This window comes from Paenibacillus sp. 8b26 (genome assembly GCF_050626875.1).
Lineage (GTDB): Bacteria > Bacillota > Bacilli > Paenibacillales > Paenibacillaceae > Paenibacillus.
Map to the genome: position 1 here is coordinate 2,592,796 of NZ_CP192445.1, position 17,606 is coordinate 2,610,401.

Here is a 17,606-nt window from a genome sequence, read left to right on the forward strand (position 1 = left end):
TTGTAGAATATAAATACTTCAATTTTCATCGAAGTATGGATTACAAAGGAGGATAACTGTGCCATGAGCGCCAAATCAAATGTAGCCATGATTGCTTCTCTCGTCAGCGAGCCTTCCCGCGCAGCCATCTTAACCGCCTTATTAGACGGCAGATTCCATCCTGCAAGCGAGCTGGCCCATATGGCACGCATCAAACCGCAAACCGCCAGCTTCCATTTGGCTAAAATGACCGAGGCTCAAGTCGTTACTGTGGAGAAACAAGGGCGTCACCGTTACTACGGCATTCAAAATCCCGAAGTTGCCCGGGTAATGGAGTCATTTTTATCCATAGCTCCACCTGTTCCAATCAAGTCATTCCAGCATGCTTCCGAAGACAAAGCCATACGTCAGACAAGAACCTGCTACGATCATCTGGCAGGTCATTTAGGTGTACAGCTAACGGCTTCTCTCATTCAAAAAGATTACATTTCGCAGGATCGGGACGGGTTCTCTGTTACTGAAAAAGGGAGGGCGTTCTTTGCAGACTTTCAAATTGACCTTGAAGCAACGAAAAAAAAGCGGCGCTCCTTCTCACATAAATGCATGGATTGGAGTGAACGACGCCACCATCTAGCCGGAGCCTTGGGGAATGCTCTTTTGGGCAGATTATTAGAATTAAACTGGATTCAACGCCTGCCCAAAACCCGGGCAATATACATTACAGCAGATGGTGAGAGAGGTTTTAAAGAAGTATTTTCGATAGAGATCGGGAAGGATAATTCTGAGCTGTAGTCCTTTATTTAGCGTATATTCGTTTACGTTGTTCTTCCACAAGCTGAGCCAGTTTAGGAGAAGCATATCCGGCAGGATAGAAGGCTTTAGATTGGATATGATAGGCAAGGTTTCTCGTTGATCCGTCTTTCATTTCAATTTGGAGATAGTAGCTGTTCCCGACCAATCCCTTGGTCTGTTTGTACATTTGGTCAAAAGGAACATAATTTAGTTTGGGATATGTTTCGGCAAATAGGGCAGTCGCTTGGGGTGTGAAATCTTTCAAACGAGTCCCGTCATTGCCGCTTACAAAGCGAACGACTGCTATTTTTCCCGAGATATCCAGCAAATCATTAATAGTCTTGGCAAAAGGGTTATGCGTTGCTTCATACAGTGTATTCCCCGCAAATAATCTGGCAGATTGGGCATACCCATTCACTTCATACAGTTCTGTACCGATCTCCAGCAACGTCGCATCCCCGTCCTTCATCACATACCCCGGGCAAGCATGATCTGCCATACGATATGAAATTGCGCCAACTTTCTCCCCTTTGTGCAAGTTACTATTGTCGTTCTCATAGCTCGCCCAGTAGGTAACGCCATTCCATTTTGCTAAAGACGCGTAATCAATAGTTACATTTGAACATTCTTTTTCGTGCCTATTCGACCGCCCCACTTGTGTGGATTCTACAGACGATTTTTCATGCTCCTCGTCCTTCGCTGGCGTGCAGCCAGATAATAGTAACACTGCGGTACAAGCTACTGCTATAGTTCGTCTAAACAACGTGAAGCTGTTCATTGATCATCCCCCCTGCATACTCAGACGGGTTTACATCCTGAATGGTTACCATCTGCTGATGCAGGGAGAGTCCTTTTTATGGAGAGCTATCAATTCATATAAGTCCCACCGTTAATATTTATCGATTCCCCGGTTATAAAGTCCGACATCTTCGAAGCTAAAAATAATACTGTATCAGCTACGTTTTCGGGCGCACCCAATTTTCCAAGCGGTATGCGGGCGATGGCTTCCTGACGATATTCCTGTGTCCATTGTTTACTCATATCGGTATCAATCGGGCCAGGGCATACGGCATTTACGTAGATATTGTGCTTAGCCATCTCCAGTGCCAAATGCTGTGTTAAATAATTCACTCCAGCTTTAGATGCCCCGTACGATGGTGCTGCATTCCGATGGGGAGTTTTGGCGGTCGTAGAAGTCACATTTACGATTTTTCCATAATTTTTTTCAATCATGTGGGGTAATACAGCCATGCACAAATATAACGTACCGTTCAGATTCACATCCAGCACCTTTTCCCAATCCTTAGTGTCCATTTCCAAGGTTGAGGTACGCATGTTGATCCCGGCATTATTCACAAGGATGTCTATACAACCAAAATGTTCAATAGCGGTATGGACCACTTGTTGGGCAATTTCTTTATCCGAGACATCTCCTGCACAGACGACGCATGTCTGACCCAGCGCATTCACTTCCGCCGCCAGATCAAGCAGCAGGTCCTCACGGGTCCCGTTAATAACCAGGAATGCTCCCTGCTCGGCTAGTGTGAGTGCTATAGATCTGCCGATCCCTCTGCTGGCTCCGGTCACTACTGCTACACGCCCCTCCAAGAGCATCATGGCTCACTCCTCCCTTTTCGTCTCTATGTTTTAACAAGGTTAAATTTTCACCTTAACTACAATTTTTTTGACGTGCTCTGTCTGGCCGGAACGTATGCATGCCTGATGGCCATCTTCGGGGAAAAACACAGCAAACTGACCTGCACCTAGCTGCAATGAGCTGCCCGGACTCACTGAGGATTCGTAGCTGATCTTATCCTTATCCGCTACATAATCAGAACCCCCTGTGAGCTGGTCGAGCGATACATAATTAATTTGTTCCCTGCCTGACACTATATATTGGATATCGATATATTCACGGTGGCTTTCCCAGCCACATTCGGCCTCGGGTTTGGTATCATACTCTTGCACAAGGGCAAAGACCCTCTGACCGTCTATCTCATATTTCCCTGTGGTAAGCTCTGAAAACGGTGTTTGTTGTAAAAATAAGAAGGCCTGCTTAAAATTCAGATGGATATGACGGTATCGCTCCTCCTGTTCCAATGCAGCCACGATCATGGAACCTACCTCCTGTTTTTTGTGCGTGATCAATTATTTTCTACAAATGGCTCTGTAATGACAACGTACTTGATTGCCTGCCGGAAGTAAGTGAATGCGATATGAATTTTTCCGTCTCTGGATTGTTTAATGGAAGGGTAGGAATACTCCCGGTTCAGCTTTTCCTTGGAGTTATTCGTCATGGCATATCCGTCCCCCACCTCGATATTTTTGACTTCCGACCAGGTGAGCCCATTATCTTTGGAGATGGCGATGGTCATTGGGGCTCTCGGTGCTCCCCAGAAGGCCTGACGCTCCTCGGCAACCGGGACAGTGGCAGATTCAACGACTGCTTCTTCCTCCTCATCTTCAATTTCATCATACAACGAAGCTCTGCGCTCCATGGATTCATTCGCATTGATGTTATTAAAAACTAGTGCCAGATGGCCGTTGTCCAGTTTAGTAAATTGAATTGACGAATTGTTGTTGGGCAGTGAGGTCGGCTGCGGACTGCTCCATGTTCTTCCGTGATCCACAGACTCACTTTGGTAGATATAATCAGCCCAGCGGCTGCGGAAAAGTGCAATCAGCCTGCCGTCATCCAATTTTTCGATATTCATATGGACACAACCCAAGCTATCCGGCACACTGACCTCTGTCCAGGTTCGACCTTGATCAGAGGAAATTTCCACCGCGCTTACATCTTTATTTCCCGTCCACTTCTCACCGGGATTCGTGTAGCAATACCAGATAGGCAACAGCCAGTCTCCATTATCCAGCACTGTGATCGGCTGTCTAATAAAAGTACCAGGCGTATCGAACAACGTACCGATATCTCCCCAAGTGTAACCTTCGTCCTCGGAGATCCGGTAACGGATAATTGCCGTGTCCTGGTTGCCGGATTTTTGTGCTGTGTATAACAGCCACAACTTACCGCCAGGAGCAGCAAAGAGAATTGGATTCTGCTCCGAACGAGTCGGATCGTCAGATAATTTAACAGGCTCCGTCCACTCCTCCGCTCCTTTATTCAATCTGGAAAGATAGATAGAAATATCAGGGATCCCTTCCTGGGTACCGGCAAACCATACGCATAACAAGTCGCCGTTATCCAGAGGTAGCAGGTTGGCCGCATGATTTTGTATGGCATCCGAAGGAATAAAAGCGTCTTTCCGATGTTTTTCGTTGGCCGCCTGCGTAACTTTATAATGAAAGGTAGCTGTTTCCTGCTTGTTATTCATTTTGAATCCTCCCTGTTTCTAATTCTCGTTTATGATTTCCGTCTTAGGAGACTTTTCGCTTGGCCGGGGTTTACCGATGAACCGATCAATCAACATCACAATCAGCGGTGTGACAACAGCAATGTACATATTATCGATTCCATAAGGATCACCCAGCAAGTACCATATGGTTGTACCTAAAGCTGACATGGAAAGCCCGATGGTTGCCCCACGATTGGAGCTGAACATTGGCAGGAAGAAGCCCATTCCCGCAACAACTGAAATTGATGCGCGCAACGCGCGGGTGAAAAAGGAAAGGGACAGCAATTCCGGGGCAAAAGCTACACCCAGTAACGGAATGATTCCTACCAAAATACAGATGATCCGCGTCATTTTCAATTGCTTTTCCGGAGTAACCTGCTTCATTCTCGGGAGTACAAAATCATCCATTAACAACGTTGTCGTTGAAAGAGCTACTGTAGACACGCCTACAAAAATGGAAGCTACCAGTGAAGTGGCAACAATCGCACTGAGTATCGGATTCATATGCTGTAAGAACACGGGAAACGCGTAAATCGGATCAATATCCGGGTACAAATAGCGCGCACATACACCGATGATGGCTACAGCCAAACCGAGTGGAAGAAACAGCAGGCCGGCATAGATGGTAGCACGCTTGGCCGCTTTGGCATTTTTGGCAGACGTAACGGCCTGAATAATAAATTGGGTTGAAAAGATCGCCCCCATCGTACCGATGATCCATGCAATAATTTTACTCGTTCCGATGCTACCATCCCATGTGAAGTAATGTTCAGGAAGCGCCATTTGCATTGGCTTTAAACCGCCAGTCATATACAATGCAATAAACGCGGTAAGCAAAATGCCCGCATATTTGAAGGTCGAGTGGATCATGGTGATCCATGCCACGCCTTTCATCCCGCCAAACGTAAAGTAGATGGTGCTGATAATCATGGTAATGATGGCACAAGTCATAATCGGGATTCCCAAAATAGAAGAAATAGCCGCTGCCCCGCTCAGATAATTCCCCAGATTAACGACCAGCAGAGACACAATCATAATAATAGATACGACCGTTTTGGTGGATGGACCAAACTTCTCACGCACGATCCCGGAAATGGTGTAATGACCTGTATTATAAAACTTGCTAACTAGAAAGAAAGCGAATAGAAAAAAGCCGATAGATCCCGCCAAAAGTGACCATGAAGAAGCTATACCGTGTGTAAATGCGGATTCTGCAGTGCCTATCGTCGATTTGGTTCCGATAAACTCGGACATCATCAAGACACCAACGACAATAGCAGGTAAGGATTTGGCTGCATTATTAAACTCAGAACTGGATTTACTACGCATTTTAAAAGTCAATATTGTTGTAAAAACGATATAGACAGCAATTACAATCAATATAAATAGTACTGTACCTGCGCTTAAATTTTCCATCTGACGGCTCCCCTTATGCTCCAAAATACTTAAAAAATGAACTTATAAGCGCTTACATTTTCTGAAATGAACCGGCATCAGCCGGATCATCGGGTCCTATTCGCATCTCTCGCACTCATATTATTTGGGAGATAGCTCTACAGCCGACGCTATGGCAGCCAGCATACTTCTTTCGTCAGCAACATTTTTGCCGGCAATATCAAATGCCGTACCATGATCCACCGAAGTGCGGATGAAACCGCCTTTTAGCCCGACTGTGATATTGACGCCTTCTTCCAGTCCCAGCACCTTGATCGGGACGTGCCCCTGGTCATGATAACAAGCGATAACAATATCAAAATCTCCACGTACAGCACGGAAGAACAGTGTATCTGCCGGATGTGGCCCACTGGCATTGATTCCTTCCTGTAATGCTCTTTCAATTCCCGGAATCAGTTTTTCTTCTTCTTCCCCTTCACCGAACAGGCCGTTCTCCCCGGCATGCGGATTAATGCCGCATACAGCAATACGAGGACTTTCATAGCCGGCCCGTACCAGCGTATCATGCGCCAGTCGAATGACATTGTAGGTTCGCTCCGGTGTGATGGTATCAATCGCCTTTTTTAAACCCACGTGAGTTGTCAGATGAATGACCTTGAGCTTGGGAGACGACAACATCATGGAGTAATTTTGGGTATCCGTCAGTTCGGCAAAAATCTCAGTGTGTCCCGGATATAAATGGCCTCCTTTATGCAAAGCCTCTTTATTCAATGGAGCCGTACATACCGCCTGCAGTTGATTGGACAGCGCCAGTGTAACAGCCTTCTGAATAAATTGAAAAGCCGCGTCTCCCGCTTCTGCCGAAACCTCCCCTTGCTTCAGGTTATCCGGCAGCAAGTCGAGATCATAGCAATCCACGACACCCCGGGTAAATCGGCACTCTTCTATACTGTTCACCTTGTTGAGCACAAGAACCGCACCGGTTTGATCAATGGCCCGTCTCATGCTTTTTGCGTCTCCAATCACAACCGGTCTGCATTCGTCATAGACCTGCTCATGCAGGAGTGCCTTGACAATGATCTCCGGCCCCACTCCTGCTGCATCCCCCATGGTAATACCGATAATTGGCTTGCCCACGTTTACACGCCTCCTTGAAGTTTGACGATGACATTTTCCATGGTCTTATCTGAACCAAAGTTACCTGCTTTGGTGACAATATACATTTCCTTGGTATTGGATTTACCCAGCAACACACCCGGTTCCAGTTCCTCCACCAATTCCATCTCCTGGATATCCAAATGTTCCAGTACCTGATATGCTGTATCACCACCTGTAAGAAATAATTTCTTAATTTCAAGCTCTTCTACCAGATTTTCGGTTAACATACCCAGGATGCTGGAAATCGCATCACTGATTTGGAGAGGAACCATACCTAACTGTGCTCCCGTCTCTCTGGTTTCTTCCATGTTATCGGACGCTACAATGACAACATTTTTACCACTGGACAGGCACCTGGACGCTTCCCTGTGTACACGTTCCATCTCTTGTCGTCTTTCGACGCCATCTGTCAGCACCTTTTCCGATTGAACCTCCACTCGGCTTGCACGTCCGCTATCCATCAGGTGTTGGAGTTGAGCACGTCCCATTTCACTAACGCTTCCCATAACCAACAGAATAGGCTGTGCTGTAAGCTGAATCGGTTTGGTCACAGACTTCTCCTGAACCTGATAAGCTTTGGGCAGATGGTTCATCATACCAGCCGAACCGACCCAGACAATTTTGTATGGCAGGGCAGTGATCGAGTTAACCAGCATCTCCAGGTCCTTCTCGATCACAGAATCGGAGACGATATATGTGACCCCCTGCTCTTTATACGAAAGCAATTTCTGCGAAATATAAGCCTCCCCTTGATCCAGATCGGCTTTCGATAGATGGCCTACACTGTGACCTGTTTGCTCTGCAATCAGGTCAACGACGTCGGACTTCAAAACGGGGGTTTTAGGGTCCCGGCTTACTTCGGTATGATGCAGCTTCCGACCGTTCAAGTGGTGTATTCGTTCAATAATTTGACGCCCATTTTTGGGATACCCGGGAGCGATCATGACAAAATCAGGACGTATAACCTCATCCATGGCGTTCAGTTCAATACCGATATTGCCACGCATCGTGCTATCAATCTTTTTGTAAATAATGTCAAAGGGTTGACTCTTAATGTACGTACTGATTTTTTTCACAATGGCTGATGCCTGATCTGCGGGAAGAGAACGACTGACCGTATTAAACACGACGGCATCATAATCCGTTTCTTCAGAAATGACCGGATTAATTTGAACGGAAACGTTCATTCCGTAGCGAACCAACTGTCCCCCGCAATCATTTGCACCTGTAAGATCGTCGGCGACAATGGCAATTCTCACATTAATCCTCCCTTTATACGACAATCAGCTTCCGATAAATATTCTCCATATCCTCAAGACTTAGCACCTTTGGATTGTTGTTTAACAGCCGGGTAACCTCGGAAGCCGACTGTGCCAAGGCTTTCAGATCCTTCTCCTGCACGCCGTACTCTTTTAGATCCTGTGGAATATTCAGTTTTGCTGTCCATTCGCGGATTTGTTCGATAACGCGTAGGGCTGCGTCTTCTGGTGATAGTCCTGCTGTCTCAATTCCCATCGGCTCGGCAACGAGTGTGAGCCTTTCCACACAATGGTCCATATTAAATTCCATCACATGCGGCAGCAGCATCGAATTGGCTACCCCGTGAGGAATACCATACTTGCCACCCAGCGGGTAAGCCAGAGCATGAACAGCCGCTGTGCCTGCTGCAGTAAGCGCCATTCCCCCATAGGTTGATCCCAGCAGCATTTTTTCACGAGCTGAGATAGAAGCACCATTCTCATAGGCTTCAATAATGCTGGAGGAAATCAGCCGGATGGATTCCAAAGCGAACATATCGCTGAAATAGTTGGCTTTATTCGATATAAATGACTCAATCGAATGGGTAAAGGCGTCCATTCCGGTCGCAGCGGTGATCGGCTTGGGCAGTCCCAGTGTCAGCACCGGATCGAGAATCACCAGCTGCGGAAGCAGATAGGAGCTGACAATCCCGATTTTCAATTCCTGATCCGGGATGGTAACAATCGCATTGGGTGTCACCTCGGACCCTGTACCCGATGTGGTTGGAATCAAGACCGTCGGGATGCCGGGATGCTCGACCAGATTCGTGCCCAGCATGTCTTTGATCCTTTTGTCATTGGTCATAAGCACGGATAAAATTTTGGTCGCATCCAGTACACTGCCGCCGCCCAAACCGATGAGAAGTTCATATTTGTGCTCCGAAAAAGCCGCAAAGGTTTCTTCAATATTCTGCTCCGTCGGCTCCGGTAAAATGGAGGTGCATACATCGAACAAAATGCCCTTGTCCGTCAATTGCTGCTCTATGCTGCCGGTGTAGCCCATTTCCTGGAGTGCAGGCTGCGTCAGGATGAGCGCTCTTTGAATATGAGGATGAATCGCTGCCAGATGATCTGTCAGTTGCAATAATGTATTTTCACCAGCCAGAATACGGGCCGCTGTCTGAAATTGGTAAGTTGTTAGCATTGAGAACCTCCTATTTGGATTGATAATATCTCACAGCCGCTTCTATTTGTTTTAGTGCCTCTCCTTTGGCCTCCTGAATAGGTGCTTTGGGCGGGCCTACCGGAATGCCGGATAATTCGACCGCCTTCTTCAATGAAGCGGGTATGCTCGTCAGCCCGAACGTGTCACGCAAGGGTTGCAGTTCCTGCTGTGCGGCCTGTGCCTTATGGTTATCTCCGGCCTTCCAGTGTTCGTAGATCGCCACGACCGTCTCAGGGAGCAGGTTGGCAGTTGCCGCCACGGCACCAGTGCCGCCCGCTTGGAGCGTCTGCAGAATAAGGGAATCCGTCCCTGCGATGACTGCAAAATTTTCATCACGTGTATGATGAATGTATTGCTCGATTTTGTTAAAATCGCCGCTGCTGTCCTTGATACCAATAATGTTCGGAACCTTGGCCAAACGGGCTACCGTTTCCGGCGTAAAGGAAAAACCTGTCTTGGAAGGGATGTTATACAGCAGTACCGGAATGGAGACCGAAGCCGCTACTTTTCTGTAGTGTTCCTCAACCTCCTCCTGCGTCGGCGGTATGAAGTAAGGTGTAATGACCGACAACGCATCAACACCCAACTGCTCCATGGCCTGCGAAAGCTCAATCACTTCTCCGGTACTATTGCCCCCGCTTCCCACCATTACAGGGACCCTACCAGCAGCTTCCTTTACTACAATCTCAGCTATTTTCAGCTTTTGTTCGGTCGTAAGCACATGAAACTCCCCATTGGTGCCCAAGGCGAAAATTCCATGTACGTTCGCATCAATCAAACGATTAACGAGTTGCTTCAATACAGGCTCGTTTACTGCTTCTTCTTTCGTAAAAGGAGTCAATAAAGCAGGGTATATCCCCTCAAAGTTAAGTAGCATGTCTATCCCCCTGACGAATGTTTGTTAAGCGTTTACAATGAAATTGTAATTCAACACGTTCCATTTAGCAACATAAATTTATTATCTTTTTAAGAAATGTATTCCAACTGTTTTATTTTGCAACAATTTTATTGCGTTGTTGATCCTTTTTCACAACAAAATACCCCCTAAAGCCATATTGGACGAATTTCAAATGAATTCGTTCCAGCTTTAGGGGGCACGCACATGCGCAAATATAACATGGTATACTATTTTAATTTACGCCATAAGGTGGTCCGATTAATGCCTAATCTTTTGGCGGTATTCGTCTGATTTTCGTTTTCTTCTATAAAGACCTTGCGGATAATATCCTGTTCAATTTCTTCCAGCGTTCCCTGTAAATTAATTCCCGTCTCATAAGTCATGTCGGCCGCATATAATTCAGCCTCCAAATCACGTGCTTCCACATATGCTGTATTTGTCTGCATGACACACTGGTACACCGTTCTGCGTAATTGGTCCACATTGCCCGGCCATGCGGATGCTCTAAGCAGATGTTCTGCCTCTGGCCGAAGCCCAACAATCTGCTTTCCGAATTTTTCATTGCATTCATGGATTAAAAGGCTGGCAAGACGAATAATATCCTCGCCCCTTTCCTTCAAATCCGGAATACGGATATGAAGCCGACCACAGAGTTCATACAACTGATACAGAACGCTGTCTTCCTGAATATCGTTCTCAGGGGTTTTTGCCCAGGACGTAATCAGCCTGGCTTTGGGCACAGAGTCAAGTAACCATTGCAGTAGCATCTTCTGCTGTTCCGTCGTAGTGCAATCTATATTTTTAATATATAGAGTTCCATCCGGTGGTATAGTATTTTCTTCAAATAAACAGCTCCATTGCTGATCTGAAATTTGCAAAGCATCCACGATCAGCAACGGCGCATGGTGTCGTCGGCTTTTAAAATGGATATATTCAGCTATCAATTCCTTTTCCGTGCCTACTCGCCCTTGAATCTCAAAATGTTCATCCATTTCGGACAGCTTCAGAGACTCGTCGATTAATTTTTTCATGGGCTCTGACTTCACCATATCCATATGATTCATATAGGTCATATTCTTTTCAAATGGAAGAATCATCGTAACTCCTTGTATTTCCCGAAACTTCACGTCACTGCTGCTTTTGATCTGGAAGCTGTACAGCATGCGGTCCGATTGGTCTAGCCGCTCCCCCTCTACTTGCCAGCTATGCTGATCTGTTCTGAATGTCCCTCGGAAAAAGCCCTTTTCCTTTAGTACAGAAAAAGCATTCCTTTCCTGGACCATCTGTTCGAAGGCTGCTAGATTCGGAGCAGAATTATTGGCAAATATAGATTTCCCGTTCTCGTCAAATACCACAAACCCGGTAGATGACTCCTTGACAATACGATGCGGAACTATAAATTCGTCCTTCAATCTCTCCATCAGTTCATGTATCTTCTTAGCATTCTGAAAAGCCTTTAGCACACTTTCTCTTCCTGATGTCAGGAGCACACCACTTAGTCCAAGCTGCTCAGCCTTGCCCACAGTCACTACATCACCGATAATCATTCTGTATCCCTCAGCTTTAAGGCGGACCAGTAATCCCTCAACGCTATCTTTATCTGTGACGTAAGTGGATATATCCATATCCATGACATCGCATACCGCAGCTGCACCGTGCGCAATTGGCGGAAATCCGACAATTGCTGTTTTTTCATTGTAATTTTTAGTCAGTGTCAGCACCCGCAAAATATCGTAGCCCGAGATTTCAATCTCTACTACCGGCACCAAGACTTCCTTTTGTATCATTTCAGCCGTACCGCCTCTGCTGATGATCACGTTTACACCATCTACGACAGCCTCTCTGGCCAGTCTCAGTCCAGCCTGCAAATCCCCAACCTCTATCTCCAAGTCAAATTGCTCTTTTTCCGCCAGTTCGATCATCAGCTCTTTTAATCCTTCATACGGTGCAATTGCCAATACTTTCATTTGGTTCACTCCAGTACTCTCTCTTCTTCGCCTAACAGATTATATTTGCTATTTTCATTGTAAGTTATACCTCAATGAGGTTCAATCGGGTTCATATAAAGCACATGATAATCATTGCTCTCTAATTCCTTCTACTGCATGCAAATACATGGTTTGAAGTTTGGGTAATCGCTTATTAGATGAGTAGATGGACCTTTGGTTTCGATACCTCATCACTCATGGACGCGCCCCTTTCTATCGACCATTTGGCTAAATGATTTTTGAACTGAATGTAAGTTATATCGGGGAGAATAAGGTTTGTCCTCTCTTGCCCCCGATCCTACAATATAAACCGCAATAATTCTTCATTAGAAAGTCCCCAAAGGGATATGCGCTCTTCAAGCACTTCGTAAGTATTACTTATTGCCATGCAGCCCCTTTCAGTTAGAAACATTATATCCAATTCGATAATTGCGGTATATATTCTTTGGATGGAATCCCCTTATTAAAACACAGAAATAAAAAAGGAACGCTTTTCAGCGTCCCTATATTACAATAACCGTAATTTCAAAACTTTTTACAGCCTCCTGTAGCCACGGCCTTTGGTAATGAAATCTCACCTTTCTCTGACCTGCTTCATTTGCCGTATACGTCCAAGCTCGGACACCAGATCCTCCAATTACAGTGTGGTTACCAACATAATCTTCTTTCTCAAGCAGAACCACATTTTTCTCTGAAACGATTTCTTCCAACCATGTATATCCTGTAGATGCATTTTCAAGTAGGGTAATCTGGAAGGCTTCGCCTTTTTTTAGACGGAGGATTTTACCATTGTCCTTCTCTTCAATGGAAATGATCATTAAATCACCTGACTTTCTAGTGATATTTAATAACCTGATCTCCTCCCCAATGATGAAGCTCAATCTCTTCTTTAAACTCTTCACCCAGTTGCTGCAGTATTTTCTCCTTAGCATTGACTAAGGCGTCAACATTGTCGATTAGATCAGTTGCGCTATACGCTTCAAAAAAGAAATGTTCCGCTTGGTTTTGAACACGATAATCATAAGGTAAGTAACCAAATCCATTATCTCCCCAACGAGTTCCCCAAGAATTTTTAAATTTGAACATTTGGGTATCATCATCGAAGCCTACAATACATATGGCATGTCCACCTATAAATTCACTACTTCCCGGTAAAGGTATTTTACCTGTAACCGCTACGTTTGTATCCATCCAGTTTTTGTACACTGATGTCCCGACTACAAAAGGGCCATTTACAACTAAGCTTCTCTGCATTGCTTTTATCGTGTCCAGATTTGCATATGCTTTTATTTTATATTTTGCTGCATTTGTATCTGCTCCAGCTTGGGGACTACCAGGATTACAGGCTTCATACTTCCAAAAGCTTTCTTCACATACTCCCTGTTTTTTCAGTATATCCATGGCTACCCTAATAGATGTCCCGTCTCCATCAGGAGTACATCGAGGTGTATTATCTGGGGCTGAATCTGCTGCTTTTGCCTTCTCGTAAAGGTATCTAGGTGAGAGTCCGACATGTTTATCTCTCTCTTGCCACTCTTTCATACCTACAGCGCAGGAGAATCCAACGCACGTTCCTTCGTGTCCCTGATCTCTTACGGGAGTTAATTCTTTAACTTCAAATTTTGATGGAATAATAAAAGGCGGCAAAATAGAAGACATAAGAATATCCCTTTTATCTATTGGAGATGGGGTTAAACCCAATCCCTTAACCTCTGACATTTTTGTTTCCTCCTTTGTTTATTAAATACTGAGTTATTGTTCCATTTTTCAAAAAAATTTATAATCCCTAAATTACCCAACATAAAAACACAAATATAAGACACGCTAGAAAATGTAAAAAATTAATCGCAAGGAGACTATAACAATGCCCATTAAATACGGTGTGCTAAAAGCAATTCCTAAAGAATTTAAATTAGGAAAAGATGACCAGCATCTAGAAGTGCTCATGGAAGTATCGCATAGCAAAGAAAAGTTCAGATTAGCCATTAATATCCAATCACAAGATTGGCCGTCAGAAGTTCTTTATTTGATTGGCGAAAATTTTAATTCCTCGCAAATTACCCATCTGCAAGGTATGACAGAAGGCTTCACTGGAATCAATAAAAACAATCGGGAGATTGCATTGGATTATGTCAGGGGCGGTCTGTTTAATCCTAAACAAATGACACCACTCCCAAATATTAAACCTGGTCCCGACAACGATTTGTACGAAAAGTTAACAGACTATGTTCAAAAAGCCATTGATGAAGAAGCTGTTATATATGCTTATGGAGAACGATTTGGCCCTGAACATAAAGAGGATGAATACTTTCATTTCAAACCCGGGAATGGAGTTCACGATATTCATATGAATCAAGGAAACTCAGGAAATCCCAAATGGGAAAAAGATAATGGAGTTTGGCAAGACGGGGGACTGCTAATTCAGTTTAAAGACCGTTGGGTCGCATTATTCTTAGCTTTTCAATCTCAGTCATGGTGTACTAACGATGATACAGGTTATACACTTAAAGTATGTAGTCATGAAGAACATGAGCATAAGAACATTGTGCATTCATAGTCGGAATCACGAATTGACGACATTATAAAGTGATCTCTACAAAGTAGAGAAACCCGCTTTACACAAGGCAGGGTTTCTCCTTTTTTTGAGATATAGGAAGAGGGCCCAACGTAATGATTTATAAATTTCGACACCTGTTTAGGATTTAAAAGATACGGTCTTTCAGTGCATGATTTCTTTCTTATTCACCTTAACACCTGATAAAGATTGATCAAACATATCGAGAATAAAAAGGAAGCGCTCAGCTTCACGAAATACATGATCGGCTAATAAAGGATGGATAATGCTCTTTATTCGGCATTCGTCGATTAAATCACGCGCTGTTTTCTTAAAATCACGCAAGGACTTAACAGAGACACGGTTTTCATGAACAAATTGACTCAAGAGTGGAACGGTCTGCGACTGTGGCCGCATATGACTTAAATCAATCGCTTGAAACATCAGTGTATCAAAATCATTGCTAAACTCCCTAGCTTGTTCAACCAGTTTACGTTCGGATGGATCAAGCAAATGGCCTATAAATTTTGCGTGATCGGCCATGATTTTTAGGAAAAATACATTTTCATCAATAATTGCATCGGGTAATGGTTCGAGCTTTCCTGAATTGAGTTCCTCTAAACGGTTTCTGAAATAATTCGCTTCCCGGCTTATATGATCTACCAGTAAAGGGAGATTGGTTTGTCCGGGAAGCTTGCATTGCAATATAAGGCCCAATACCATTCTCTTAAACGCCCAAATATGAGTCGCCGCATTCTGGACCTCCGTATTAAACTCTTTGATTGTGTGAGGGTCTGTATCGATATTAAAATCATGTGATCTTCTCTCAATATCCTCAAAAATAGCATGAAACCGATTGGCTTCTGTAATGAGTTGAGTATCTTCCGCTCTAAAACCTAACCCCAGAAAAAATGAATGCTCTTTCATGATCCTGGACCAAAATCGTATCTCATCTAATGAGCGCGCAACGAATGCATCCAATCATATCCCTCCTCTATGTGAGCAAAAAGCACTTACTTAGTCATATGAAATATGCCATGTCATTATGAATATCGAACCCCACGCCTAATACTAATCTAATCCCGAAGTTGTTTAGAAGATTTGCTAGAAGACGACTTCTTTAATGGACATTCACCCAACAATATGAGCTCGAATACTGTAGTACTACATATGCAGATGCAAGTGGTATAAAATTTATCGAGACAAGGAGTGAAAAAGTATGTATCCCTATTCAACAGGCGTATTTCCTTATGTAATACAACCATACAATCATTATTGGCGATCAGATCAAGAAACAACCGCTCTTCAAATGACAAAAATCCCTCAATGTGTAAGCAAAGCGAAGGTTGAATTGAAAAGCTTCATGCGTATGCTTTGGGAGCAACATATAGCCTGGACCAGGATGACCATCCTTAGCTTGGTCTTTCATTTACCTGATGTGGACGTGGTTACCGCCCGGCTTCTTCAAAATGCAACAGATATGGGGAATTCACTTCGACCTTTTTATGGTGATCATGTTGCTCAAACATACAGTAACTTAATTAGGGAACATTTAATCCTTGCTGTGGATCTTGTTAAAGCAGCCATAGCAGGAGATCAAAATCTGGTTGCAGCAACAGAGAAAAAGTGGTATTCCAACGCCGATGAAATTTCCGAATTTTTAAGCCGTATCAATCCCTATCTACCTAAAGAAAAATTTAGGAAAATGTTCTACGAACACTTAGCTTTAACAAAGTCAGAGGCTGTCTCAATGATCACCAAGGATTATAAAACAAGTGTTCAGATATATGATAAAATCGAGGCGGAAGCGTTAGAGATGGCGGATACGATCACTGACGCAATCGCCAAACAATTACCTGGAATATTTATGTAATTCCACTTATTTCAGCAAAAAGGCACAGCCTTCAAAAGGCTTGAAAGGCGCGCTTTGCACATCGGAGAAGTTAAAAAAACCTTTTAACTTATTGAAGAACTTGGATTCGACGCTATAGACGCTGACGGTTTGAATGAATTCTGGCGACAACAGCCTGAAACCCCCAGCTATCGCGAACACAACGCAGCGAGTCTCCGCCAAGCTTTGTCCAAAGCAAGTCCCGAACGCAGCGCTGAATCCCTAAGTATTTCTTGGGTGGGAAACTAAGACGAAAGGACGCCGTACCCGGCTATAAGCCAGCGGAGTCCTTTAAATCTACCCGGAATTCAAACTGTTCTCGTATAAAATCTTTACTGGCAATCTTAACCGACTCTGGTGTAATCTCCTCCACCACTCCGCCATAATCCTCAAATGTCACACGTAATTCTTCATCGACGGATACAACGTATACATGTACCTGGGTTAAAGCCGCTCCAAATAGCTCCATGTCTGTTTTCAACATTTTATATGTATGCTTCAAGACGATCACCTCGAATATTTCATTCGGTGAACAATATAACGATTCCTTCTACGACAAAAATCCCTGTAAATGCTATCCCTTGTTGCTTACGAGATTCAACTGAATGTCACAGCGCCCCTCCCCTTCCAACCATAGCAGTTCATTAAGCAAAAAAGTCATGCCATTCATAGAGCGTAGCTGGTCAATGGTTTCTGAAACAACCTCCATGAGATCACGCTGAATGCCTTCTGCCAGTTGCAGCCCACCACTGTCACCATCGACGAATAAGTGTGTATGTTCGGGATGCTCCAACCTCCGCACATGACGCAATTGATTACATATTGAATGCCAAAGAGAGTACTGAATAATCCAAAAAGGACCGGAGTTGCTGAGGGTCCTTTTTACGTTGGGACAGAGTTTCTATTGGTGCAGAGGGAATGTTAAAAAATCAGCCACTATAAGAAACGAGCTCTAATGCAGTTCTAGTCTTTTTGTTGAGAGCCGTAAAACCTCAGCTTATATATTCCACTTGCATCAAAATTGTTTAAGAACACCTCTGCATTCATATATTACTGTTACGTTGGATACTACTCTAACGCACTCCCAAATCTTCAGGAAACAGTTATTCAACAGAACATTGGTGGCCCTATCATA

Annotated in this window: 18 protein-coding genes; 3 read left to right on the forward strand and 15 right to left on the reverse strand. The window is 44.3% G+C overall.

From position 1 onward, the window contains the following. Positions 1-63 precede the first annotated feature (63 nt). On the forward strand, positions 64-771 hold the full coding sequence (locus tag ACQ4MX_RS11770) for an ArsR/SmtB family transcription factor (RefSeq protein ID WP_431090738.1): 708 nt from the start codon (positions 64-66) through the stop codon (positions 769-771). A 4-nt stretch (positions 772-775) separates the two neighbouring features. Here the strand turns inward: ACQ4MX_RS11770 and ACQ4MX_RS11775 are convergent, their stop codons facing one another. The 12 genes from ACQ4MX_RS11775 to ACQ4MX_RS11830 form a co-directional block, all read right to left on the reverse strand. Next, positions 776-1,549: a hypothetical protein gene (locus tag ACQ4MX_RS11775; RefSeq protein ID WP_431090740.1), complete on the reverse strand. Its 774-nt coding sequence runs from the start codon at positions 1,547-1,549 to the stop codon at positions 776-778. Between the two features lie 89 nt (positions 1,550-1,638). Further along, positions 1,639-2,388, reverse strand: coding sequence for an SDR family NAD(P)-dependent oxidoreductase (locus ACQ4MX_RS11780; RefSeq protein ID WP_431090742.1), 750 nt, complete (start codon positions 2,386-2,388; stop codon positions 1,639-1,641). Positions 2,389-2,427: 39 nt separating this feature from the next. Next, positions 2,428-2,886, reverse strand: coding sequence for a YhcH/YjgK/YiaL family protein (locus tag ACQ4MX_RS11785; protein WP_431090744.1), 459 nt, complete (start codon positions 2,884-2,886; stop codon positions 2,428-2,430). 29 nt (positions 2,887-2,915) lie between these two features. Continuing rightward, complete coding sequence (locus tag ACQ4MX_RS11790; RefSeq protein WP_431090746.1) at positions 2,916-4,103, reverse strand: sialidase family protein; 1,188 nt, start codon at positions 4,101-4,103, stop codon at positions 2,916-2,918. 18 nt (positions 4,104-4,121) lie between these two features. Further along, positions 4,122-5,540, reverse strand: coding sequence for a sodium:solute symporter family protein (locus ACQ4MX_RS11795; protein WP_431090747.1), 1,419 nt, complete (start codon positions 5,538-5,540; stop codon positions 4,122-4,124). Between the two features lie 120 nt (positions 5,541-5,660). After that, positions 5,661-6,656 (reverse strand): 4-hydroxythreonine-4-phosphate dehydrogenase PdxA, encoded by a 996-nt coding sequence (gene pdxA / locus ACQ4MX_RS11800; RefSeq protein WP_431090749.1) that lies wholly within the window; start codon positions 6,654-6,656, stop codon positions 5,661-5,663. 2 nt (positions 6,657-6,658) lie between these two features. Further along, positions 6,659-7,936 carry a four-carbon acid sugar kinase family protein gene (locus tag ACQ4MX_RS11805; RefSeq protein ID WP_431090750.1) on the reverse strand — a complete coding sequence of 426 codons (1,278 nt, stop codon included), beginning with the start codon at positions 7,934-7,936 and terminating at the stop codon, positions 6,659-6,661. Between the two features lie 13 nt (positions 7,937-7,949). Continuing rightward, positions 7,950-9,119: an iron-containing alcohol dehydrogenase gene (locus tag ACQ4MX_RS11810; RefSeq protein WP_431090752.1), complete on the reverse strand. Its 1,170-nt coding sequence runs from the start codon at positions 9,117-9,119 to the stop codon at positions 7,950-7,952. A 10-nt stretch (positions 9,120-9,129) separates the two neighbouring features. Continuing rightward, complete coding sequence (gene dapA, locus ACQ4MX_RS11815; protein ID WP_431090754.1) at positions 9,130-10,017, reverse strand: 4-hydroxy-tetrahydrodipicolinate synthase; 888 nt, start codon at positions 10,015-10,017, stop codon at positions 9,130-9,132. Positions 10,018-10,265: 248 nt separating this feature from the next. Next, complete coding sequence (locus ACQ4MX_RS11820; RefSeq protein ID WP_431090756.1) at positions 10,266-12,005, reverse strand: PrpR N-terminal domain-containing protein; 1,740 nt, start codon at positions 12,003-12,005, stop codon at positions 10,266-10,268. A 524-nt stretch (positions 12,006-12,529) separates the two neighbouring features. Next, positions 12,530-12,844, reverse strand: a complete 315-nt coding sequence (locus ACQ4MX_RS11825) for a protease inhibitor I42 family protein (protein ID WP_044646518.1) — start codon at positions 12,842-12,844, stop codon at positions 12,530-12,532. Between the two features lie 16 nt (positions 12,845-12,860). Then, entirely contained in the window at positions 12,861-13,745 is an 885-nt protein-coding gene (locus tag ACQ4MX_RS11830; RefSeq protein ID WP_431090758.1) for a C1 family peptidase, read from the reverse strand. 145 nt (positions 13,746-13,890) lie between these two features. On the opposite strand from ACQ4MX_RS11830, the gene ACQ4MX_RS11835 reads away from it, so the two are divergent. After that, positions 13,891-14,583, forward strand: coding sequence for a DUF2278 family protein (locus tag ACQ4MX_RS11835; protein WP_431090760.1), 693 nt, complete (start codon positions 13,891-13,893; stop codon positions 14,581-14,583). 162 nt (positions 14,584-14,745) lie between these two features. Here the strand turns inward: ACQ4MX_RS11835 and ACQ4MX_RS11840 are convergent, their stop codons facing one another. Beyond that, positions 14,746-15,561, reverse strand: a complete 816-nt coding sequence (locus ACQ4MX_RS11840) for a DUF2935 domain-containing protein (protein WP_431090761.1) — start codon at positions 15,559-15,561, stop codon at positions 14,746-14,748. 238 nt (positions 15,562-15,799) lie between these two features. On the opposite strand from ACQ4MX_RS11840, the gene ACQ4MX_RS11845 reads away from it, so the two are divergent. Continuing rightward, a complete protein-coding gene (locus tag ACQ4MX_RS11845; RefSeq protein ID WP_431090763.1) occupies positions 15,800-16,453 on the forward strand; it encodes an acetylglutamate kinase in 654 nt (217 codons plus the stop codon). 289 nt (positions 16,454-16,742) lie between these two features. Here ACQ4MX_RS11845 and ACQ4MX_RS11850 read toward each other — a convergent pair whose 3' ends face one another. Together ACQ4MX_RS11850 and ACQ4MX_RS11855 are read right to left on the reverse strand one after the other, a co-directional pair. Further along, positions 16,743-16,955 (reverse strand): hypothetical protein, encoded by a 213-nt coding sequence (locus tag ACQ4MX_RS11850; RefSeq protein ID WP_431091313.1) that lies wholly within the window; start codon positions 16,953-16,955, stop codon positions 16,743-16,745. A gap of 90 nt (positions 16,956-17,045) precedes the next feature. Beyond that, a complete protein-coding gene (locus tag ACQ4MX_RS11855) occupies positions 17,046-17,264 on the reverse strand; it encodes a hypothetical protein (RefSeq protein ID WP_431090765.1) in 219 nt (72 codons plus the stop codon). Between the last annotated feature and the right edge of the window lie 342 nt (positions 17,265-17,606).